Raw genomic sequence first — 20,767 nt, forward strand, 5'->3', positions numbered from 1 at the left:
GCTTGCCACTGTACTTGGCCGAGTACGTCTGGCGCTACAATCATCGCCGACTCTCCATCGATCAACAAGTTCAACAGCTCATGTACTTGCTTGAGCAACATACTCATCATCCAGGTGGCTAAAGTACGACTTTACCCATAATTATTTAAAGACGTCACGAGGAGCCCGCCGATGGAACAGACACTCGAAGCCCTTGCGGCCCATCTCAAAGGCCGTCTGATCGGGGATGGCGCTATCCGCATCAGGAACCTCAACCATCTTGACGCCGCGCAAGAGGGGGAGCTTACCTTTGCCGAAGACCCCCGGCACCTGACCCAAGCGCTGCAGAGCAAGGCCTCCGCGATTCTGGTGACATCCGCGGTCACCGAGCTGCAAGGCCGCTCCGGCATCAGTGTTGCGGATCCCAAGCTGGCGTTTGCGCTGCTGCTCGAGTTATTCTATCCGGTGGCGCTCCCTGAGGGGCACGTGCATCCCAGCGCGGTCATCGGCGACACGATCGAGTTGGGCGAGCACGTGGATATCCGGGCCAACGCGGTCATCGGCCACCGCGTGCGCATCGGCCGCGGCACGATCATTGAAGCCGGCACCTTCATCGGCGATGATGTGACCATCGGGGAGCGATGCCTCATCGGCCCGAACGCGGTTGTCTACCGGCAGACCATTCTCGGCAACCGCGTCATGCTGCATGGCGGGGCGGTGATCGGCGGCGACGGCTTCGGCTATGTATTTCACGAGGGACGCTACATCAAAGTGCCGCAGGTGGGCAATGTCGTGATTGAAGATGATGTGGAAATCGGCTGCAACTCCTGTGTTGACCGCGCCACGATCGGGACCACGCTCATTCAGCGCGGGACCAAGATCGATAACTTGGTGCAGATCGCGCACAACGACCGCATCGGCCAGCATGTCATCATGGCCGGGCAGGTGGGGCTCTCGGGCAGTGTGAGCATCGGCCACTACAGCATGCTCGGGGGCAAGGCCGGCGTCGTGGATCATGTCACCCTCGGGGAGCGCGTCCGCGTCGGCGCAGCCAGCGTGGTGACGAAAGCCGTGAAGACCGGAGACAGCGTGTGGGGGTTCCCCGCGCGTTCGGTGCAAGAGACGAAGCAGCAAATGGCGGCCCTCAGCCGCCTCCCCCAGCTGCTCAAATCGCTGAGTGAGACGCTCAAACGTGTTGCCCGCCTCGAAGATCGCCTCGCCCGCCTCGAAGACAAGCCCAAGCGCCCGCGGTAGCGAAATTTATCAGGATAAATTCCCCTTATGGGGAAAATTGTTAGCCGCCTGTTTGAGCTCGACGTGCCACCTCGCCGCTCGGTGGCGCCCTCCCGATACGTTCCCCTCACCGCGCAGACCGATAGATCCCGAAATCAATAGTTATGTTTGACAAACATGATGTTTGTAATGTAGCATATTAGCATGCGACCGTTTTGGGATCGAAGTAAGGAACTCACTCAGGTGCAGCGGCTCCTCGGCCGAGGCGCGTTTGGGTATGTCACCGGCCGACGACGGGTGGGCAAGACCGCGTTGCTCACCGAAGCCATTCGGCGCTTCGGCGGGCTCTACCACCAGGCGGTCGAAGGCACGCCCCAGCAACAACTCCTGCATGTTGCGGAGGAGCTGCGGGAGGCTCTGCCGATTTTCCGTGGCATCGTGCCCAGGACGTGGGAGGAATTTTTCAAACTCCTCTCGCGTGAACGGCTCCCGCGGCTGCTCATCTTTGATGAGTTTCCGTACTGGGCGCAGGCTGACGCGAGCCTGCCGAGCCTGCTCCAGAAGTGGATCGACCATGACCTCCCCAAACAGCATACCTTGCTGCTCGTGTCGGGGTCATCCCAAGCGATGCTCTATTCCTACGTGCTGCAGCAGACCGCTCCCCTCTACGGACGCGCCTTGGCGCATCTGCAGTTGGAGCCGTTAAGTTACGAGTGGTTCTGTCGCGCGCTCCGCTATCAGCCTCGCAACCCGCAGTCCTTTACCCGGTTTGCGCTGGTCGGAGGGGTGCCGCATTATTGGCAGCTGATGCCCAAAGGGTCGATCATCCACCAAGCGGAGGCGCTGTATTTTTCTCCCTCGGCGATCTTGGCGGAAGAGCCGATCCACTGGCTGCGTGAGGAAGGCATCACCGGAGCGATCCCGAAGGCGATTCTGGATTTGGTGGGGCGAGGCGTCACCAAGCCCAGCGAGCTGGCCGCGCGTGTGGGCACCGTCCATGGCAATCTCTCCCGCCCGCTGGCCCTGCTGCTCGAATTAGGATTCCTTCAACGCGAGCTGCCATTCGGGGAGTCGCCACGCACGACCAAGAAAGTCTTGTATAGCCTTCGAGATCCTGCGCTCTGTTTCTACTACGGCGTCTTCCTGCCATGCCGCAGTCGCTGGCAGAGTATGCGCCTGGCCGAGCGGCACATGATGCTGCAACGCCATGTGGCTCAGCAATGGGAGCAGTTCTGCCGTCAGCGGCATCCTGGCTCAGGCCGATACTGGGAAGGGGATGTGGAATTGGATGTGGTCTGGCGGAAACCGTCTTCCTCCACGCATCTTGTGGCCGAGTGCAAGTGGGCGCGGCTGAATCCGCGCGAAGCCTCAGCAGAATTGTCAGCCTTGCGGCAGCGGTTCGCCAGGACGAAACTAAGCCGCACGCTGGGGCGCGTCGACTTTCGACTCTTCACGCAGGATGATTTACCGCTCTGATGCCATGAGGGCCCTGCCGTTTCTGCTCGGAGCGCTCTGCGTGCTGGCGATCGCCTACCGCTACTACAGCGCGTTTCTCGCGTATCGCGTCGTCGGGCTTGACCGCGCGCGCAAGACCCCGGCGCATCGGCTGGCCGACGGCACGAACTACCATCCCACCAACCGCTGGGTGCTCTTCGGGCACCATTTCGCCGCCATCACCGGGGCCGGCCCGCTCATCGGCCCGGTGCTCGCCGCGCAATTCGGTTTTCTTCCTGGATTTCTCTGGCTGCTCATCGGTGTCGTGCTCGCCGGGGCGGTGCAGGATTTCATTATTTTATTCGCCTCCACACGGCGCAACGGCCTCTCGCTAGCTGCCATCGCCCGCCAGGAAATCGGCCCGGTGGCCGGGGCCACGACAGCAATTGCGATCATGTTCATCATTATCGTGGCACTCGCCGGCCTTGGGCTGGCGGTCGTCAACGCGCTGCGGGAGAGCGCCTGGGGTGTCTTTACGATCGGCTGCAGCATTCCGCTAGCCCTCTTCGTCGGGCTGTACATGTACCGGTTCCGCAAGGGGCACATCGCCGAGGCCTCGCTCATCGGGGTGGCCGGCATGATCCTGGCGGTCGTCGCCGGGCGGTGGGTGGCGCTCTCGCCGATCGCCTCGTTCCTCACCCTGTCGCCTCACGGGGTGACGTATGCGATGGCCGCCTACGGCTTTATCGCCTCGGTGCTGCCGGTGTGGATGCTGTTGTGCCCGCGGGATTATCTCAGCTCGTACATGAAAGTCGGCACGATCGCCTGCCTGATCCTCGGGTTGCTCTGGGTCAATCCGCTGCTGCAGCAGCCGATGGTCAGCGCGTATGTCCACGGCGGCGGTCCGATCATCCCCGGCAAGGTGTTTCCGTTTGTGTTCATCACGATTGCGTGCGGGGCGATCTCAGGGTTTCATGCGCTGGTCGGCTCAGGGACCAGCCCGAAAATGATCAATAACGAGCAGGACATCCGCCCCATTGGTTACGGGGCGATGCTGATGGAAGGATTGGTGGGGATCACCGCGTTGGTGGCGTGCTCAGCGCTGTATCCGGGCGACTATTTCGCGATCAATGTCTCGCCGGAAAAATTCGCCAGCCTGGGCTTCGCCCCGGTTAACCTATCGCAGCTTGAAGTCCAAGTCGGAGAGCACGTGGCCGGGCGCACCGGCGGGGCCGTGTCGCTGGCCATCGGGATGGCGCAGGTGTTTACCGCGCTGCCCGGCATGAAGGGATTGATGTCGTACTGGTATCACTTCGCTATCATGTTTGAGGCGCTCTTTATCTTGACGACGATTGATACCGGCACGCGGGTGGCGCGCTTTCTCCTGCAGGAATTTCTCGGCAAGCTCCACGCGCCGTTTGCGAAGACCGATTGGATGCCCGGCACGCTGATCTCAAGCGCCCTGGTGGTGGCGGCGTGGTCGTATTTCATTTTGACCGGCAGCATCTCCACGATTTGGCCGATGTTCGGCATCGCGAATCAACTGCTGGCGGTCATCGCGCTGTGCGTGGGCACGACCGTGCTCATCAACATGGGCAAGGCCCGGTATGCGTGGGTCACGCTGCTGCCGATGATCTTTGTGGCGACCACGACGCTGACCGCCGCCTGGCAAAGCATCTGGAACAATTTTTTGCCGCTGGCCGCCCAACCCGGCAAGTATGGGATCGGCATGCTCAACGTGATCCTCACGGCCGTGATGATGGGCTGCACCCTCCTGATGCTGCTGCAATCAGCCCGTCGATGGCTGGTCGTGTGGCATCCTTGCAAGGCATCCGTCCGATGAGGAGACGTGCTGCGGCAGGGCTTGCGCTGCTGTGCGCGCTGGGAATGGCTGCGCCGATTCAAACCATGGAGACTCCAATGACCGAAAAAGCGACCTTTGCCGCCGGATGTTTTTGGGGAGTGGAATATGCGTTTAGCCAAGTGACTGGGGTGAAGGGCACGGTGGTTGGCTACACCGGCGGCCACACGGCGGATCCCACCTATGAGCAGGTCTGCTCGCATACCACCGGCCATGCTGAGGCGGTGATGGTGGAGTTTGATCCGAAGGTCGTGACCTATGAGCAGCTGGTGAAATATTTCTTCAAGATCCATGATCCCACGACGAAAAACCGCCAAGGCCCGGATATCGGCGATCAGTACCGCTCGGCGATTTTTACGCACAATCCGGAGCAGCAGCAGATCGCCGAACAGGTCAGGGAAGCGTTGACGCGCGGCCGAGCCTATCGCCAAGCCATCGTCACCGACATCGCTCCGGCCCCGACGTTCTATCCTGCCGAGGAGTATCACCAAGAGTATTACGTCAAGCACAAAGGCAAGATCCAGTGCCCCATCAATCTCTAAACGCTCTGCGGCAGGCAAGAATTGACATAATGTAGTAAAGATGCTACATTTTAATCATGCTCCCGTTCAATCAAACGGTTCTCCTTTGGCGGCTGCGGCGGGGCCTGACCCAAGCCGCTCTCGCCCAGAAGGCGCACATCCCCCGGCCGAACCTCTCGGCGATTGAGCAGGGACGGCGCGAAGTGTCGTTGGGAACACTCCGATCGCTGGCCCTCGCACTCGACGTTCGGCCGGGGATCCTTGTTGATGGGATGGCCCCAGCCCCAGCTTCGGGCGCGTTGCCTTCGCTCTCGCGTCGGACGATTGAACGCATTGCGGATGCCGTGGCGTTTGACCGATCGGTGACAGAGCCTACCGAACAGAGGACGGTTGAGGCGTTGCAGATGCTGCTCGCACTTCGGACGCGGGCCGCCCGTCGCCAGTGGAGCCGGCCGCGGATCAGCCGGCGCCGAACCCTGGCGGCCTGGGCGCAGTTGACACATCGCTACGGTCGCACGGCGATTCAGATGTTCGCCGATCGCGTCTTGGAACGGCAGCGCGCATGAACCCTAAAACCATTGATCGTTTTTTCAGGATCTTGGCCAGAGAGTTCAAGCGGCCCGGGACCCTCATTGTCACCGGGGCGGCGGCCGGGTCGTTGTGGGGACACGTCCGGCCGAGCCAGGATATCGATTTCGGCGTTCAGCTCGCTGGAAAGGCACGCGCCACCTGGGAACAATTCCAGGTGGCGGTCAACCGCACCATCGAGCAGACCGGCATTCAGGTGAACTATGCGGAAGACATCGACCGGTGGGGCAGTATTACGCTGCTCGACTACCGTCGGCATACCTTGCCGTATCGACGATTCGGAGCACTCACCGTGCGATTGCTCGATCCGATCTATTGGTCGATTGGCAAGCTCGGGCGCTACTATGCACTGGATGTGCAGGACGTGGTGACCGTGCTGAAGCGCCAACGCGTACCCTCCGCCTCACTCATTCGTGTCTGGGCGAAGGCCCTGCGCGAAAGTCCAAAATCTCCAGCCCTCTGGCAGTTCCGCCAGCAGGTGGAGCACTTTCTTCGCACCTACGGCCGCGAGATTTGGGGCCGCCGCTTTGATGCCGAGGCCGCTCTGCGCCAATTCCACCGCGCCGCGGGCATTCCGAGGATGCACTAGGCGCATACCAGCTTCTGCTATGAGGGTGCAGGGTTCCCTCTTGACAGTGCGAGGGCGCGCGATACAATTTCAATAAGATGATTACGATTCGCAATGTGAGCATGCGCTACGGCGCGTACACGGCGCTGGATCGCGTGTCGTTTTCTGTGAATCGCGGCGAGATCTTGGGGCTGCTCGGCCCCAATGGCGCGGGCAAGACCACGCTCATGCGCGTGGTGACCACCTACCTGTATCCGTCAGAGGGCACGGTCGAGGTCGCCGGCCACGATGTCCTGAAAGACCCCATGGGTGTGCGCCGCTGCTTGGGGTATCTGCCGGAGACCGCACCGCTCTACTTCGGCATGCAAGTCGAGGAGTATCTCATCTTCCTTGCCAATGTGCGAGGAGTGGACGCTAACCGCTTACGCGAGCGGCTGGATTTCGTGAAGAAAGCGTGCGGTCTCAAGCTGGTCTGGAAACACACCCTCTCCGAACTCTCCAAAGGCTATCGGCAGCGCGTCGGGCTGGCGCAAGCCCTGATCCATGACCCGGACGTGTTGATCTTAGATGAGCCGACGTCCGGATTGGATCCGCTCCAAATTCTTGACATCCGCGCGCTCATCCGCAGCCTGGCCCAGCAGAAAACGATCGTGTTTTCCACGCACATCCTGCAGGAAGTGGAAGCGCTCGCCGACCGCATCGTGATCATCAATAACGCGCGCATCGTGGCCGATGGCACGCGGGAGGAGATTACGCAGAAGGCGCTCAAAGGGCAGCGCGTTCGCCTGGCCGTGCAGGCGAATCAACAGGAGGTCCAGGAGGCGCTGCAGTCGCTCAATGTCTGCGAGGAGGTGCGGTACCTCGGAGTGTTCGGCTCCGGCGTGCATCAGTTTTTGCTGCGCGCAGGCTCTGGCAAACCGCTGATTCGGCTGGTGGATGAGGCGGTCAAATCGCATCGCTGGCCGCTGTTTCAGCTCGCCGAGGAAACCGCCGATCTTGAAGAAGCCTTTCTTGCATTGCTACGAGGATCAAAAGCGGCGCCATGAGCCGTCTCGTGACGTTGATCCGCAAAGAACTGGCGGCGTATTTCAATTCGCCGATCGCCTACATCTTCTTGGTGGTCTTCGCGTCGCTGGTCGGCTTCCTCTTCATGTCGCAATTCTTCTTGGCGTCGCGGGCCGACATGCGCGCGTTCTTCCAAGTCCTGCCGGTCATCCTCTGCGTGTTTTTGCCGGCGGTGACCATGCGCCTGTGGGCCGAGGAAAAGCAAGGCAACACCTACGAGCTGCTCCTGACGTTGCCGATGCCGCCGCATCAGCTGGTCCTCGGAAAATTCCTCGCCAGCCTGATCTTTTACGTGCTCGCGCTGCTGTCCACACTGCCGATTCCCATCATGCTGCACATGATCGGCAAGCCCGACCTGGGCCCCATCATCGGTGGCTACCTGGGGGCGATTTGCCTGGGCGCGTTTTTCCTGGCGGTGGGGATGTTTCTCTCCGGGTTGTGCCGCGATCAGATCGTGGCGTTTATCGTCGGGATGGTGGCCTGTTTTGTCTTATTTTTGTTCGGCACGGAATTCATCGCCTCCACGATTGATGGTTGGATCCACGGACTCGGCGGGATCGTGCTGAAGTATGTGGGGGTGACACAGCATGTGAGCGGCTTTGAGCGAGGCGTCATCGATGGGCGGGATGTGGGGTATTTCGGATTGGGCACGCTGCTGATGCTGATCCTGAATGGATTTTGGATTGAGGGGCGGATGCGTCCCAAGCAGCGCCAGACGTTTGTCACGGCGATACTAGTTTCGGCGGGGATTTTCGTCGCGGGTAACTGGCTGCTCTCCGATGTGGCCCTCGCTCGGTTCGATCTGACCGCCGGACGGATCTACACCATCTCGCCGGTGTCCAAAAAGATTTTGCGGGAGCTGCCGGCCCCGGTGACGATCAAGTATTACGTTTCGCCTGAGGATAAGATGCCGACGGCGATGAAGACGCTGGAACGCGACGTGCTGGATAAGCTCGATGAGTTCCGGTTGGCATCCAACGGCCAGCTCGACTACAAGGTGTTCCGCATGGAGGCCGCGAGGGTGGAGCAAGAAAGAGAAGGTGAGGAGTCGCTTGAGGCGAGCGCGCGCCGCAAAGGCATCCAGCCGTTTCAGGTGCAATCGATTGAGGCGGACGAGCTTGGCGTGCGGCTGGTGTACTCGTCGATGGCGATCGCCTACAAGGAAAAGCCTGATGAGATCCTGCCGCGCATCATCCCCCAGAATCTTGAGCAGCTCGAATATCTGCTGCTCTCCAAGATCTACCGGATGACGCTGCCGAGCACCCCCGCCATCGCCTTGGTGGCCCCGGTGACGGAAACGCCGATCGATCCTCAGTTGCGCGCGGCACTCGAGCAAGCCGGCCAAAAAGTCCCCGAGCAGCAGGTGGCGGATGAGTACAAGCTCATCCCCGAGCTGCTGGGGTCCGAAGGCTACACGGTGAACCGCATCGAGCTGAAAGACGAGGCGTCGATGCCGAAGGACACGAAGACGCTGATGCTGCTTGAGCCGAAGTCGCTCACCGAAACGCAGCAGCGGCTCATCAGCAAATTTCTCGTGGAGGGCGGGTCGGTGTTTCTGGCCGCACAGGCCCGCCGGTTCGAGTACACCTTCTCCGGCCGCGGGGAAATTACGGTCAGCCCGAAGCCGGAAACGCCGAATCTCTCGGCGATGCTCACCGCGTGGGGTGTGGGCCTTGAGGAGCGCATCTTGCTGGACGCAAGCCAGGATGCGGTGAATGTGGGCAGCGGCATGCGGCTGGGGCCCTTTGCCTTCAACCTGCCGCTGAAGCTGCCGGTGCACATCCGCGTCAATCCTGACACCATGAATCAAGAGGTGTCCATCACGTCGCGGCTCGCGCCCTTCTTCTATCTCTGGGGATCGGCGCTGACGATCGATCGGTCGACCCTCGAGGCGCGCCAGGTGCAGGCGCGGACGCTCATGCGTTCCAGCGCCGACTCATGGCTGATTCCGACGGAGCGTTTGGGCGAGTTGAGCCAAACGGCGCGCCCTGCCGCGGCGGATCCGCGCGGGCCCTTTCCCTTGGCGGTCTTATTGGAGGGGACATTCGCGGATCCGTTTGCCTCGGCCAGGGCCACCCCGCTGACTCCGGCGGCGGGCAAGCTGCTCGTGATCGGCGCCTTCACCCCGTTTCAGGAGCAGCTGATCCGGGCCGGCAGCCACGCCACGTTTCTGCTGAATGCGGTGGATGCGCTGACCTTAGGCGAGTCGCTGATTCAGATTCGGGCGAAGCAGCCGGTGGACCGCTCGATGGCTCCGATGGCCTCGGGCGTCAAGGCCTGGTGGCGGTTCTTCGTATGCCTGCTCGTGCCGCTGCTCATGGCGGGGGCCGGCTGGATGCGCATGCTGATGCGCCGGCGCGCCAAGCGCCAATATGTGCAGTTGGTGGAAGCGACGGCGTAAATGAATTCACGGCAGTTGACGATCCTTGGGGTGGTGCTGGCGGTGCTGGTGGCGGCGGTGGCGATCAAGCGCTTCCAGCCGCGCAAGGAGGTCTTCCGCGAGGAGACGCAGTCGCTCGATGTCCGCGTCGATACCGGGGCGGCGGATCGGATCACGATCTCGAAGGGAACCCCGGAAGCCCCGGCGATCGAGTTAGCGAAAACCGAATCGACCTGGACCGTCCCCTCCGCCTGGCACGCGAAAGCGGATGGCGAGCGGATCAAGCGGCTGCTCACACGGCTGACGGAGCTGACCGGCGAGCGGCGCGGCAATCGCGAGCAGCTGTTTGACGATTTCGGCATTACCGATGCCAAGGCCATCCACATCACGCTCTCCCAGCGCAACACAGAGCTCTTGCACGTGCTGCTGGGGACCAAGTCCGTGGGCTGGGATCAGTTTTTTCTCCGGCGCGCCGGTTCTCCCGCCGTGTTTCTGTGCCGGTCCAATCTGCTCTCCTCCGAGCTGGGGATCTTCGGCAATCTCGAGTCGGCGACCCTGAAAGCCGAAAGCTGGGTGGACCGGCGGCTTTTTGATGCGGCGCCGGAGACGGTCACCGGCGTTGAGCTGCGGGAAGGGAGCGGGGAGTGGCGGCGGCTCGAGGCCGACCTGGCGCCGTATCTTCAGAGCCTCGCGAACCTCAATGCGACGGAGGTGGTGGATCCGGACGGCTCAGGGTACGGCCTTGAGCAGCCTGTCTGGCAGTTGAGGCTGACGAAAAAGGAGGGTGCGCCCATCGAGCTGGCCGTCGGGGGAACGCGGGCCGGCTCAACCGACGCCCGGTACGTCAAGGTCACCGCCATCCCGCCCCTCATGGTACGCAACGGCGTGCTGCCGTTTCCAGCACCGCCGGCTCCGCAGACGGTGTATGTCGTCTCCTCCTCCGTCCTCGAGCAGATCAAGACCGGGTTCGAGGACCGTATGAAAAAACCTGCCCCGGACACCCAGCCAACGAGTTAAGCTGGGACGCCACCGGCTCTCTGGGCACGCATATGCCGGAGTGTTACAAACGGCGCAGCAGCGCGTCGCGCTCGCGCAGCAGGGCCGAGGGGACGTCGGTGCTGAGTGTGGCGAAGAACTCGCTCTGCGAGGCGATTTCGGTCTTCCAGGTGTCGCGGTCGATCGCTTGCGCCTGCTCAAACTGCGCGCGAGTCACTCCGGAGCCATCGAGGTCGATCTCTTCAGGCTTGGGCATCAAGCCCAGCGGCGTTTCGATCGCACCCGCGCGGCCCTGGCAGCGGGCTGCGATCCACTGCAGCAGGCGGATATTTTCCCCGAAGCCTGGCCAGAGAAACTTGCCGGTGTTGTCTGTGCGGAACCAGTTGACGAAAAAGATGCGCGGCGCGGCGCTCAAACGCCGCTCCATCGAGAGCCAGTGGGTGAAGTAGCGGCCCATATGATAGCCGCAGAACGGCAGCATCGCCATCGGATCGCGCCGCACAACACCGACAGCGCCGGTGGCCGCGGCCGTCGTCTCGGATCCTAAGGTCGCGGCAAGATACACGCCATGCGTCCAGTTGAACGCCTCGGTGATCAGCGGCACCGTCGTGCTGCGCCGTCCGCCGAAAATGATCGCCGAAATCGGCACGCCCTGGGGATCATTCCAGCGCGGATCCAGCTGGGGGTTGTGCGCCTGCGGCGCGGTGAACCGGCTGTTCGGGTGCGCGGCTTTCGTCCCTGAAGATGGCGTCCATGGTTTGCCCATCCAGTCGATGCACTGCGGCGGCACCGGGCCATCTTTGCCCTCCCACCACGGGGTCCCGTCAGGCAGCAAGGCGGCGTTCGTAAACAGCGCGTCATGCGACAGGATCTCGACCGCGCTGGGATTGGTCTTCGTGCTCGTTCCCGGGATGACGCCGAAGTAGCCGAACTCAGGATTCACGGCCCGCAGGCGGCCCTGCGCGTCGGCGCGCATCCATGCGATGTCATCGCCGACGGTGGTCACCCGCCATCCCGCCTCGGCGAATCGCCGCGGCGGCCGCAGCATCGCCAAATTGGTTTTGCCGCAGGCACTGGGAAACGCCCCGGTAAAGTACGTGATCTGCCCGTCCGGTGCTTGAAGGCCCGCAATCAGCATGTGCTCCGCCATCCAGCCTTCGCGTTGAGCCAGCGCGCTGCCGATGCGCAGGGCCAAGCATTTTTTTCCGAGCAGCGCGTTGCCGCCGTAGCCGGAGCCATAGCTCCAGATCGTGTTGTCTTGGGGAAAGTGGCAGATGTAGCGGCGGTTCGGATCCAATGCTCCGACGCTGTGGAGGCACTGGGTGAAGGTGGGGCGGTTGCCCAGCTCGCGCAGCGCCACCTCACCCATGCGCGTCATGATGCGCATGCTCAGCGCGACATAGATTGAATCGGTCAATTGAACGCCGACTTTCGCCAGGGACGATCCGGGGTGGCCCATCAAAAACGGCACCACGTACATCGCGCGCCCCTTCATGCAGCCCTCGAAGCACTGCCGCAGGGTGCGGTACGCTTCTTCCGGCGCCATCCAGTTGTTGGTCGGGCCGGCCTCATTCTTCGCGGGGGTGCAGATGAACGTGCAGTGCTCGGTGCGGGCCGTGTCGTTGGGGTGGCTGCGATGCAGGTAACCGCCGGGCAAGACGGTTTGGTTCAGTTCAATGAAGACGCCTCGAGCACAGGCCTCCTTCATCAGCGCGGCGCGCTCTGCCTCGCTGCCGTTGCACCAGAGGATCGCCTCGGGCTGGCAGAGGGCGGCGCACTCCTGCACCCACTGGTGGAGGGCGGCGTTCGTTGTTGGCACCTTGATGGCGGTTGGCATCTTCGCAGTCGCGGTACCCATGGTACGATGCCGGCGGCTGTTCCACAAGTGTTTTGTCCATCGACGGCGACCCACATATTATTGGAATTTCCCTCGTCGGGATGATCACCGGTGCGCATGAGCTGCTGTTTTTGGTAAAATACGGGGCGATGAGCGCGGGAACGGTTCAAGGACGGTCTTATCGCCGTGGGGATCGCGCCGCGCGGCACGGGCTCATGGCGCTACTTCTCGCGGCCTGCGGGGTTGCCGGTGCCGCGCCTTCGGCGCTCGGAGCGCAGAACCAGCTGCGGCCCGCGAACTTGCCATGGCGGCAGGAGCGCGAGCAGGTGGCGGTGTCGGCGGAGATGCTGGACGCCGAGGCGTGCGAAGAGGTGTTCGGCGTGAATTTCATCGCGCGGAACATCCAGCCGGTGCTGCTGAAGATCGCGAACGACGGCAACAGCACCTACACGTTTTCCAAAGCCTCGGTCGACGCGCAGTATCTGCCGGCTGGCACCGTCGCCAAATACGCCTATCCCAACCTGGTCGTCTCGGGGGCCAAGTGGACCGGCCATCTCGTGACCTTTGTTCCGCGCACGCTCTTTCGCCGCGGCAAGACCCCGGCGCGCCCGCTGACGCGCGGCGATGTGCGGCATGATTTCTCCGCGGAAGAAATCGCCGACGGGCCCATCGGCCCGAAGACCAGACGCGAGGGCTTTCTCTTCCTCCACGCACGTCCAGAGGGACTGTCCTTGAAGGTGGCGCTCACGAATGCGCAAACCAACACGCCGCTGACGTTCGACCTGGGAGCCGGCCCCACGCGGGCCGGAGCTCACGACGAATGACGCCGGAATCGGTCTTGTTGTTGGCGACGGGGCTGGTGCTGGGGATGCGGCATGCCTTCGATCGCGATCATGTCGCGGCGGTGACGCATTTTATTTCGCTGGAGCCGGATCCCATCAAGAGTGCGTGGTTCGGTTTTCGCTGGGCGCTGGGCCACGCGGTGACCGTGCTCGCGCTCGGTTCGCTTATCTTGATTCTCCATCTGAAGTTTGATCCCCGGTTTGAGCGCTACGCCGAGCTGGCGGTTGGTGTGACGTTAATCGCGCTGGGGATTTGGCGGCTGGCGTTGTTGTGGCAGGAGCGGCGGCATACGCATCGCCACGCGCATCGCAACACAGAGCACACGCACCCCCACTCTCATGAGCCTGGGAGGGCGCATGTCCATCGGTTTGCGCCCACACTCGTCGGGATCGTGCATGGCGCTTCGGGCACGGCGGAAGTGTTCGTGCTGCTGCCGATTACGCTGATCGCGACGACCTGGCTGGCCTACCTCTATATCGGCCTCTTCAGCCTGGGCTGCGCGACGACGATGAGCGCGTACGGCTATGTCGTCGGCCGATTCTACCGACGGGCCAACGCCACCGGCCAACGCATCTATCGCGCGCTCGTCATCGCGACCTCCCTCTCAGGATTGCTGCTCGGCCTCATCTGGATTGTGAAGAATCTCTGAGGTACAATGGGCGAGTGCTCATGCCCCCCCCAACATTCCTGAGAAAAGCGCGGTTTGCGCTCGTCTATCCTTTGGTCATCGGCTTGCTGCTCTTCGCGCGCACGACCGAGGGGTCATGGGCATGGGGCATCGCCATCATTGCGCTGGGGGAAACCCTGCGGGTGTGGGCCAATGGCTATGTCGGCCATGTCAAAGCTGGTCGAGACATCGCCGCCGATCAGACGATTATTCCGAAGGGGCGGCTGATCACCGCAGGGCCGTATGCGTTTGTCCGTCATCCGTTGTATCTGGGCACGATGCTGCTGGGGTTGGGATTTTGCGTGATGGTGGGGAATGCGTGGCTGGCCCTCATCGCCCTCGTGTTCTTCCTGACGATGTATCGCGGCAAGATGGCTGAGGAGGAAGCGCGCATCAAGGACGCGTATCCTGCGTACGCCGCATATGAGCGGGCCGTGCCGCGATGGATTCCCACGGGCCGGCGCTACCCGGATCGCGCCGGACGATGGACGTGGCAGGGCATTGCCGCCAGCAACGAATGGAAAACGGTCATTTGGGTGACAGTCCTGGTGATCGCCCTGTACTTTCGTGAAGAAGTGTTTGAGGGGCGCGAATGGTTAGCGCGGGGCAAGGCGATTCAGCAGGTGTTGTTACTCGCCCTTGCCGCAGCCCTGATCCTCTACGACATCGGATATGAATTGGTGAAACGCAGCAGATGAGAGCGCCGCGCCTCACTCGACAACTGCTGTACGGTTTCCTTGGCGCGAGCCTCGTCATGCTGGCGGTGGGTGCGGCCGTTCCGCATCATCACGATGCCGCCGGTGTATGCAAGATTCACGGACACGTTCCAGCGACTCCGCCGCAGCCGGCGATTGAAACCGCTTCGCCCGCGCGCATCACGCCGATGGCATCTTCTCCCGCACAATGTCTGCGGGCCGTCGACGTCATCCGCGTCACCCTTCCTCGCGCGCCTCCGCTGTAACCCCAGGTTCCCGCAGAGTATTTCCGCAGATTCCCGCAGATCACTTGCGGTGTTATAGGAGGATCCGATGAAACGATTATCCCTACTCATCATTGCTTGCGCGGCGTTCACTCCCCTGGCGGCTGCCGCCGAGGATGTGGCCACACTGCGTCAAGACGTGCAGCGGCTGGCCGCAGTAGTCCAAGAACTCTCCGCCACGGTGCAGGCCCAACAACGGCGCCTCACGCTCTTGGAAGGCGAGGCGGGCGGCCAAACCCCACAGCTTCCCATCGTGCCATTGCCGCCTGGCGTGATACCATCCGGTGGTGGGGCAAACCTCTCTGCCCTCAATCCGGAGATTGGGGTTGTCGCCGATATCGCCGGCCAGCTCTCCGAAAGTTCGGCCGATGGCGAGGGGAATGACAAGTTGAGTGTGCGCGAGATTGAACTCATCTTTGGCCATCCCATCGATCCCTACTCGCGATTCGATGTGAATGTGACCTTCTCAGATTTCGAAGAAGCCGGGCTGGAAGAAGCGTACATCACCCACTGGGGGCTGCCGGGAGAGCTCGTTGCGCGCTTGGGACGTTTTCGGCAGCGAGTCGGCAAAGCGAGCGGGACCCATACAGAGTTGCTTGACACCGTTGATACACCTCTTGTGGTGACGAAGTATCTGGGTGCTGAGGGGTTGTTTCGAACTGGGGCAGAGATCACCGGGTTTCTGCCAGCGCCGTGGGATGCGGTGACGCATGAGGTGACCGCTGGCATCATGGAAGGCGGTGTCGGCGAAGGCGGAACGCTCTTCGGCGAGACTCGACGACGGCCATCGTACTACGCGCACCTGAAGAACTTCTGGGATGTCTCCGACTCGACGAACCTCGAAGTCGGAAGCACGTATCTGTTGGGTTCAAAAGACGCCGATCGCCGCTACGAGGTCCATGCCTTTGGTGTGGATACCACGTTCATTCACTATGTCACGCCGACCAATAAGCTGAAATGGCAGAATGAGATGTACTTCCAGAGCCGGAAAGAATCCCTGTTGGTCGAAACAGCCGAGGGTACCGGCGAAGAGATCAGCGCGAAGCTGAACAAGCATCCCTGGGGATTCTATTCGCTGCTTGATTACCGGCTCTCGCCTCGGTTCGGCCTCGGCGGACGGTTCGACTACGTCGAGCCGGTTGATCTGGATCCTAGGATCCGGGCGCGGGATGCGGACACCGCGTGGTCCGGTTACGCGACGTTCTATCAAAGCGAGTTTGCGCGCTGGCGGCTGCAGTTTAAGCACACGAACTTCGCGGCCGGCGGGGATGACAACAGCATCTTCGCGCAATGCACCGTGGCCATTGGGGTGCATAAGCATCAATTGCAATAACAAGTGGCCAAGTGACCGAGTGGCTACGTGGCCAAGAAGAGGAGATCACGATGAGATTTTTCAGGTGCGCGGCCGTAGTGCTGGGACTCTTGCTCATCGGACAGAGTTGGCCAAGTGAGGCGGCGCAGAAGCTGAAAGTCGTGGCGACGATGTCGACGTTCGCGGATCTCGCCAAGACGATCGGCGGCGAACATGTGGACGTGTCGTATATTGCCTCACCGAAATTCAACCCGCACTTCATTGAGCCCAAGCCCAGTGACGTGGTCAAAGTGAAGCGGGCGGATCTGCTGATCCATGCGGGTCTCGATTTGGAGTTGTGGCGCGGGCCGCTCTTGGATGCGGCTGGCAATCGGCGCGTGATGTCAGGCGGAGAGGGCGAATTAGATCTCTCGCGCGGGATCGCGCTGCTTGACGTGCCGGCTGCCGGGGCCACGCGCGCGCAAGGCGACATCCATCTCTACGGCAATCCGCACTATTGGGTCGACCCCCAGAACGGGAAAATCATCGCGCGGGAAATTGCGGAAAAACTCAGCGCGATAGATTCGTCTCATGCCAACGATTACGAACAGCGCCTGCAAGAGTTGGTGTCGCGCCTCGATCAATCCATCCAGCAATGGCAACAGCGGTTAACCCCGTTTCACGGCCAGGCGTTGGTGGGCTATCACAACGAATGGCCGTACCTGATGCGGTTTGCCGGCTTGCGGATGGAGCAATTCCTTGAGCCGAAACCCGGGATTCCTCCCACGCCGCGGCAACTGGAGTTTCTGCGGCAGGAGATGGTGAGCCATCAGGTCCGCGGCATCGTGCAGTCGTCGTACTTTCCGAGGGAAGCGGCCGCATCGTTGGCGAAACGCACCGGGGCCACAGTGATCCTGCTGTGCCAAAATGTCGGCGAAGTCTCCCAGGCCTCAGACTATATCGCCATGCTGGAGTATAATGTGAATCAACTGGTGAGGGCACTGCAGACGAAGTGAGTAAGTGAGTAAGGGAATGATAGATTTTCTCTCGCTGATGGTTCGGCCGTTTGCGGCCTGTCTGATTCTGACCGGGATCCACGCGTATCTGGGGCTGCATGTCATTGAGCGAGAGGTGATTTTCGTCGATCTGGCCCTGGCACAGATCGCTGCCTTTGGCGCAACCCTGGGTTTCCTGTGGGGATTTGGGTTGCACTCCTTTGAAGGATATCTCATCGCCCTGGCGTTTACGCTCATTGGAGCGGCGCTCTTCGCCGCCACCCGATTGCGCAAGCCGGTGGTGCCGCAAGAAGCGCTCATCGGTGTCGTGTATGCGGTGGCCGCGGCGGCGGCGATTTTGGTCCTAAGCCGCGCTCCAGAGGGCGGAGAGGAGCTCAAGGCCTTGATGGTCGGCCACCTCTTGTTCGTTGATTGGCCGGAGATCGCCAAGCTCTTCGTGCTGTATAGCCTCATCGGGATCATCCATTGGCGTGTGCGCCAGCCGTTGCTGGCGATTTCGCAGGATCCGGAGCGCGCGTTTGCCCAGGGGCTGCGGGTGCGCTGGTGGGATTTTTTATTTTACGCGACGTTCGGATTTGTGGTGACGAGCTCGGTGGAAATCGCCGGTGTGCTGCTGGTGTTTTCGTTCCTCATCGTGCCGGCCTTGTGCGGCGTGTTGCTCGCTCAGACGATTCCCCAGCGGCTGCTGGTGGGATGGGTGGCTGGGGTCGTCACCACGATGGGAGGGATCAGCGCCTCGTACGTGTGGGATCTGCCGACGGGTGCCACGGTGGTGTGCGCCTTCGGGGCCTGTCTGGGGATGTGCGCGATGTTATGGAGGATGCGAGAGGCATGAGCAGGACGCGGAGCGCGGGTCTGGTCGCGGGGCTCTTGGGTGGAGTGTGCGCGATGACCGGCCGAGCCGTCATCGCTAGCGCAGAGGAGGCAGCGATGCCACTGACACTGACAAGCGAGGCGTTTGCGGAGGGGGCTCCGATTCCGTCCGCCTGCACCTGCGATGGGAAGAATGCGTCGCCGGCGCTCGCCTGGACCGAACCGCCGCCAGGCACGAGAAGTTTTGCGTTGATCGCCGATGATCCGGATGCGCCGGGCAACACCTGGGTCCACTGGGTGGTGTACAACATCCCGATCGCGGCGCGGGAGCTGCCGGACGGGCTGCAGAAAACCGCGGAACGCCCCGACGGCACGCGGCAAGGGCTGAACGATTTTGGGAAGGTCGGCTATGGCGGCCCATGCCCTCCCAGCGGCACGCACCGCTACTACTTCAAGCTGTACGCGCTCGATACCGAGCTGAACTTCACGACCACCGTCACGAAGGCGAAACTCGAGCAGGCCATGCGCGGGCATATCCTGGGCCAGGCGCAACTGATGGGGACCTATCAGCGCCAAGCGCAATGACCGTCCGCATCCGCCGGTATGAGCCGCGCGACCGCGAGGCGATCCGGCAGCTGGCCTGTGATACCGCGGATCGGGGCGCGCCCGTCGAACGGTTTTTTCCGGACCGCGGAGTGATTGCCGACCTCTTGACGGCGTACTACACCGACTATGAGCCTGACGCGACGTGGGTGGCAGACACCGATGGGGTGGTGATTGGCTATGTGACCGGGTGCGTGGATACGCGCCGCTGCCAGCGCATCAGCGCATGCCGCATCATCCCCGGCAGCATCTGGCGGGGGGTTCAGCGAGGCGCGCTGAGTCGCCGCGAGACATGGCAGATTCTCCGCATGGGATGGCGCACGTTCTGGCGAGGCGGCTACAACCGCACGGTATCTCTCGCGGAGTATCCCGCGCATCTGCATCTGAATATCCGCGAAGGGTTCCGGGGGCAGGGCATCGCGTCCCAGCTCATGGCGCGGTTTCTCGAGCAGGCTCGTCAAGCGCGTCGGCGCGGCGTGCATGCGTCAGTGCGCGGCGACAATGCGCCGGCCTGCCGGTTTTTCGAGCGCATGGGATTTTCCGCGATCGGCCGCTATCCGCTGGTGTTGCCTGAAGATCCCGATGATCGGCCGCATGAGACGGTCATCTATGGCAAGTCCCTCAGCTAGTAGACGATTGATATCAGATATCGCGGCTCGACCGCGATATCTGGTATCGCTTGTCTTTATCGTCATCCTTCAGGGATGCCGACCGCCTCAAGGTGTTGATGAGCGCCAATGGCCGCAGGTTGTGCTCGAGCCTACTGATCGGATTCTGATCCTTGCCCCCCACCCCGATGATGAGGTGATTGGTTGCGGCGGCATCATTCAGGAGGCCGTCGCCAAGCACCTGCCGCTGCGCATCGTGTTTCTGACTTATGGCGATAACAATCAGTGGTCCTTTCTCCTCTATCGATGGCACCCGGTCATCCTGCCCAAGGCGATTCGCAAGATGGGCCTGGTGCGGTATCACGAAGCGTTGGCAGCGAGCGTTGTGCTCGGAGTGCCCACAGAGCAATTAACCTTTCTCGGGTATCCGGATTTCGGCACGCTGCAGATCTGGACCTCGCACTGGGGCGACCGGAATCCCTTCCGCAGCTTGCTGACGCGGGTCACGGCGGTTCCCTACGACAACGCCCTGCGGTTCGGAGCGCCCTATAAAGGCGAAGAGGTCCTGCGGGATCTGACCACGGTCATCCGCGAATTCCGTCCCACGAAAATCTTCGTGTCCCATCCGGCGGACCACATGCCGGATCATCGAGCGCTCTATCTGTTTACTCGCGTTGCCCTGTGGGATGTGGAGAAGGAGATGCGCCCAACGCTGTATCCGTATCTTGTGCATTTCGTGCGCTGGCCAACGCCGCGCGGCTATCAACCCGCCGATTGGCTTGTTCCTCCATCGACGTTATTGTCGCAATGGCCATGGATCGTCCATTGGCTGACCCCGTCACAAGTCCAACGGAACTATCAAGCCATCAAAGCGCATCGGAGCCAATATCGGTATAGCGCGGCGTACCTGCTGTCCTTCATTCGGCCGAACGAGTTATTCGGTGACGCTCCGCCGATTACGTTTTCGTCAACGGCGTCCACGGCCTTAGAGCGCAAAGGGTTGATCAACCAGGCTCCGGAAGAGCTCACCGAGGAGGAACGAGCCACGTTCATTGGCGTTGAAGTTCGCTCGGTGCAATTGGAGGACCGCGAACTCATCTATTCTATTGAGTGTTCCCGGCCGCTTGCCAAAGCCGTCGAGGCCTCGGTCTATCTGTTCGGGTATCGCGCCGACCGGCCATTTGCGCAGATGCCGAAGTTGCATGTGAAAATCGGCGCCCTCTCCCACGAGGTGTTTGACCAAGATCGTTTGTTGCCGAATAAGGCGGTGACGCTGAGCCGCGGCCTGCGCCAGATCACCCTGCGCGTTTCGCTTGAGACTTTGGGCGAACCTCAGCGGATCTTGACCAGCGCGCGGACGTATCTGGGTGAGCTGCCGCTGGACTGGGTTTCCTGGCGCGTGCTTGAACTTCCTTCGCCGTAACTGCGGCTCATGACCCACGACGCATGACACAGGACACATGACCACAGCAGGGCCATCGGCTC

At 61.8% G+C, this 20,767-nt stretch carries 20 protein-coding genes; 19 read left to right on the plus strand and 1 reads right to left on the minus strand.

Features of this window, described 5'->3' with window-relative positions:
- Positions 1-171 precede the first annotated feature (171 nt).
- From lpxD to HY737_07320, 9 genes are all read left to right on the plus strand, one after another.
- Positions 172-1,233 (plus strand): UDP-3-O-(3-hydroxymyristoyl)glucosamine N-acyltransferase, encoded by a 1,062-nt coding sequence (gene lpxD / locus HY737_07280; GenBank protein ID MBI4598181.1) that lies wholly within the window; start codon positions 172-174, stop codon positions 1,231-1,233.
- A gap of 183 nt (positions 1,234-1,416) precedes the next feature.
- Positions 1,417-2,688 carry a hypothetical protein gene (locus HY737_07285; GenBank protein ID MBI4598182.1) on the plus strand — a complete coding sequence of 424 codons (1,272 nt, stop codon included), beginning with the start codon at positions 1,417-1,419 and terminating at the stop codon, positions 2,686-2,688.
- Positions 2,672-4,489 (plus strand): carbon starvation protein A, encoded by a 1,818-nt coding sequence (locus tag HY737_07290; GenBank protein MBI4598183.1) that lies wholly within the window; start codon positions 2,672-2,674, stop codon positions 4,487-4,489. Before HY737_07285 ends, HY737_07290 begins: the two co-directional genes overlap by 17 nt.
- A gap of 77 nt (positions 4,490-4,566) precedes the next feature.
- A complete protein-coding gene (msrA, locus tag HY737_07295) occupies positions 4,567-5,049 on the plus strand; it encodes a peptide-methionine (S)-S-oxide reductase MsrA (protein ID MBI4598184.1) in 483 nt (160 codons plus the stop codon).
- Positions 5,050-5,105: 56 nt separating this feature from the next.
- Positions 5,106-5,594 (plus strand): helix-turn-helix transcriptional regulator, encoded by a 489-nt coding sequence (locus HY737_07300; protein MBI4598185.1) that lies wholly within the window; start codon positions 5,106-5,108, stop codon positions 5,592-5,594.
- Positions 5,591-6,205, plus strand: coding sequence for a hypothetical protein (locus HY737_07305; GenBank protein MBI4598186.1), 615 nt, complete (start codon positions 5,591-5,593; stop codon positions 6,203-6,205). Before HY737_07300 ends, HY737_07305 begins: the two co-directional genes overlap by 4 nt.
- A 77-nt stretch (positions 6,206-6,282) precedes the next feature.
- Positions 6,283-7,230 carry an ATP-binding cassette domain-containing protein gene (locus tag HY737_07310; GenBank protein MBI4598187.1) on the plus strand — a complete coding sequence of 316 codons (948 nt, stop codon included), beginning with the start codon at positions 6,283-6,285 and terminating at the stop codon, positions 7,228-7,230.
- Positions 7,227-9,650 (plus strand): Gldg family protein, encoded by a 2,424-nt coding sequence (locus tag HY737_07315; protein MBI4598188.1) that lies wholly within the window; start codon positions 7,227-7,229, stop codon positions 9,648-9,650. Before HY737_07310 ends, HY737_07315 begins: the two co-directional genes overlap by 4 nt.
- Positions 9,651-10,646 carry a DUF4340 domain-containing protein gene (locus tag HY737_07320; GenBank protein MBI4598189.1) on the plus strand — a complete coding sequence of 332 codons (996 nt, stop codon included), beginning with the start codon at positions 9,651-9,653 and terminating at the stop codon, positions 10,644-10,646.
- 43 nt (positions 10,647-10,689) lie between these two features.
- Here HY737_07320 and HY737_07325 read toward each other — a convergent pair whose 3' ends face one another.
- Entirely contained in the window at positions 10,690-12,462 is a 1,773-nt protein-coding gene (locus HY737_07325; GenBank protein ID MBI4598190.1) for a phosphoenolpyruvate carboxykinase (GTP), read from the minus strand.
- Between the two features lie 215 nt (positions 12,463-12,677).
- Between HY737_07325 and HY737_07330 the strand changes: the two genes are divergently transcribed.
- From HY737_07330 to HY737_07375, 10 genes are all read left to right on the plus strand, one after another.
- The gene (locus tag HY737_07330) at positions 12,678-13,286 is read left to right on the plus strand and encodes a hypothetical protein (GenBank protein MBI4598191.1); all 609 of its coding nucleotides are present in this window, start codon (positions 12,678-12,680) and stop codon (positions 13,284-13,286) included.
- Positions 13,283-13,954 carry a hypothetical protein gene (locus HY737_07335; GenBank protein ID MBI4598192.1) on the plus strand — a complete coding sequence of 224 codons (672 nt, stop codon included), beginning with the start codon at positions 13,283-13,285 and terminating at the stop codon, positions 13,952-13,954. Before HY737_07330 ends, HY737_07335 begins: the two co-directional genes overlap by 4 nt.
- 20 nt (positions 13,955-13,974) lie before the next feature.
- On the plus strand, positions 13,975-14,670 hold the full coding sequence (locus HY737_07340) for an isoprenylcysteine carboxylmethyltransferase family protein (GenBank protein ID MBI4598193.1): 696 nt from the start codon (positions 13,975-13,977) through the stop codon (positions 14,668-14,670).
- Positions 14,667-14,933 carry a hypothetical protein gene (locus tag HY737_07345; protein ID MBI4598194.1) on the plus strand — a complete coding sequence of 89 codons (267 nt, stop codon included), beginning with the start codon at positions 14,667-14,669 and terminating at the stop codon, positions 14,931-14,933. The genes HY737_07340 and HY737_07345 overlap by 4 nt, the downstream gene beginning before the upstream one ends.
- Before the next feature lie 67 nt (positions 14,934-15,000).
- The gene (locus tag HY737_07350; GenBank protein MBI4598195.1) at positions 15,001-16,284 is read left to right on the plus strand and encodes a hypothetical protein; all 1,284 of its coding nucleotides are present in this window, start codon (positions 15,001-15,003) and stop codon (positions 16,282-16,284) included.
- A gap of 50 nt (positions 16,285-16,334) precedes the next feature.
- On the plus strand, positions 16,335-17,258 hold the full coding sequence (locus tag HY737_07355) for a zinc ABC transporter substrate-binding protein (GenBank protein MBI4598196.1): 924 nt from the start codon (positions 16,335-16,337) through the stop codon (positions 17,256-17,258).
- Between the two features lie 19 nt (positions 17,259-17,277).
- On the plus strand, positions 17,278-18,093 hold the full coding sequence (locus tag HY737_07360) for a metal ABC transporter permease (GenBank protein MBI4598197.1): 816 nt from the start codon (positions 17,278-17,280) through the stop codon (positions 18,091-18,093).
- Between the two features lie 95 nt (positions 18,094-18,188).
- The gene (locus HY737_07365) at positions 18,189-18,656 is read left to right on the plus strand and encodes a YbhB/YbcL family Raf kinase inhibitor-like protein (protein MBI4598198.1); all 468 of its coding nucleotides are present in this window, start codon (positions 18,189-18,191) and stop codon (positions 18,654-18,656) included.
- A complete protein-coding gene (locus HY737_07370; GenBank protein ID MBI4598199.1) occupies positions 18,653-19,303 on the plus strand; it encodes a GNAT family N-acetyltransferase in 651 nt (216 codons plus the stop codon). The genes HY737_07365 and HY737_07370 overlap by 4 nt, the downstream gene beginning before the upstream one ends.
- A gap of 175 nt (positions 19,304-19,478) precedes the next feature.
- Positions 19,479-20,705, plus strand: coding sequence for a PIG-L family deacetylase (locus HY737_07375; GenBank protein ID MBI4598200.1), 1,227 nt, complete (start codon positions 19,479-19,481; stop codon positions 20,703-20,705).
- The last annotated feature ends 62 nt before the right edge of the window (positions 20,706-20,767 follow it).

The organism is Candidatus Omnitrophota bacterium (assembly GCA_016209275.1).
In the GTDB taxonomy this organism is placed as follows: domain Bacteria; phylum Omnitrophota; class Gorgyraeia; order Aquiviventales; family Aquiviventaceae; genus JACQWM01.

Bases quoted from the DNA above. Each gene is read 5' to 3' on its own strand.
- lpxD (MBI4598181.1), top strand. From the start codon at position 172: ATGGAACAGACACTCGAAGCCCTTGCGGCCCATCTCAAAGGCCGTCTG.
- HY737_07285 (MBI4598182.1), top strand. From the start codon at position 1,417: ATGCGACCGTTTTGGGATCGAAGTAAGGAACTCACTCAGGTGCAGCGG.
- HY737_07290 (MBI4598183.1), top strand. From the start codon at position 2,672: ATGATTTACCGCTCTGATGCCATGAGGGCCCTGCCGTTTCTGCTCGGA.
- msrA (MBI4598184.1), top strand. From the start codon at position 4,567: ATGACCGAAAAAGCGACCTTTGCCGCCGGATGTTTTTGGGGAGTGGAA.
- HY737_07300 (MBI4598185.1), top strand. From the start codon at position 5,106: ATGCTCCCGTTCAATCAAACGGTTCTCCTTTGGCGGCTGCGGCGGGGC.
- HY737_07305 (MBI4598186.1), top strand. From the start codon at position 5,591: ATGAACCCTAAAACCATTGATCGTTTTTTCAGGATCTTGGCCAGAGAG.
- HY737_07310 (MBI4598187.1), top strand. From the start codon at position 6,283: ATGATTACGATTCGCAATGTGAGCATGCGCTACGGCGCGTACACGGCG.
- HY737_07315 (MBI4598188.1), top strand. From the start codon at position 7,227: ATGAGCCGTCTCGTGACGTTGATCCGCAAAGAACTGGCGGCGTATTTC.
- HY737_07320 (MBI4598189.1), top strand. From the start codon at position 9,651: ATGAATTCACGGCAGTTGACGATCCTTGGGGTGGTGCTGGCGGTGCTG.
- HY737_07325 (MBI4598190.1), bottom strand. From the start codon at position 12,462: ATGCCAACCGCCATCAAGGTGCCAACAACGAACGCCGCCCTCCACCAG.
- HY737_07330 (MBI4598191.1), top strand. From the start codon at position 12,678: ATGGCGCTACTTCTCGCGGCCTGCGGGGTTGCCGGTGCCGCGCCTTCG.
- HY737_07335 (MBI4598192.1), top strand. From the start codon at position 13,283: ATGACGCCGGAATCGGTCTTGTTGTTGGCGACGGGGCTGGTGCTGGGG.
- HY737_07340 (MBI4598193.1), top strand. From the start codon at position 13,975: ATGCCCCCCCCAACATTCCTGAGAAAAGCGCGGTTTGCGCTCGTCTAT.
- HY737_07345 (MBI4598194.1), top strand. From the start codon at position 14,667: ATGAGAGCGCCGCGCCTCACTCGACAACTGCTGTACGGTTTCCTTGGC.
- HY737_07350 (MBI4598195.1), top strand. From the start codon at position 15,001: ATGAAACGATTATCCCTACTCATCATTGCTTGCGCGGCGTTCACTCCC.
- HY737_07355 (MBI4598196.1), top strand. From the start codon at position 16,335: ATGAGATTTTTCAGGTGCGCGGCCGTAGTGCTGGGACTCTTGCTCATC.
- HY737_07365 (MBI4598198.1), top strand. From the start codon at position 18,189: ATGCCACTGACACTGACAAGCGAGGCGTTTGCGGAGGGGGCTCCGATT.
- HY737_07370 (MBI4598199.1), top strand. From the start codon at position 18,653: ATGACCGTCCGCATCCGCCGGTATGAGCCGCGCGACCGCGAGGCGATC.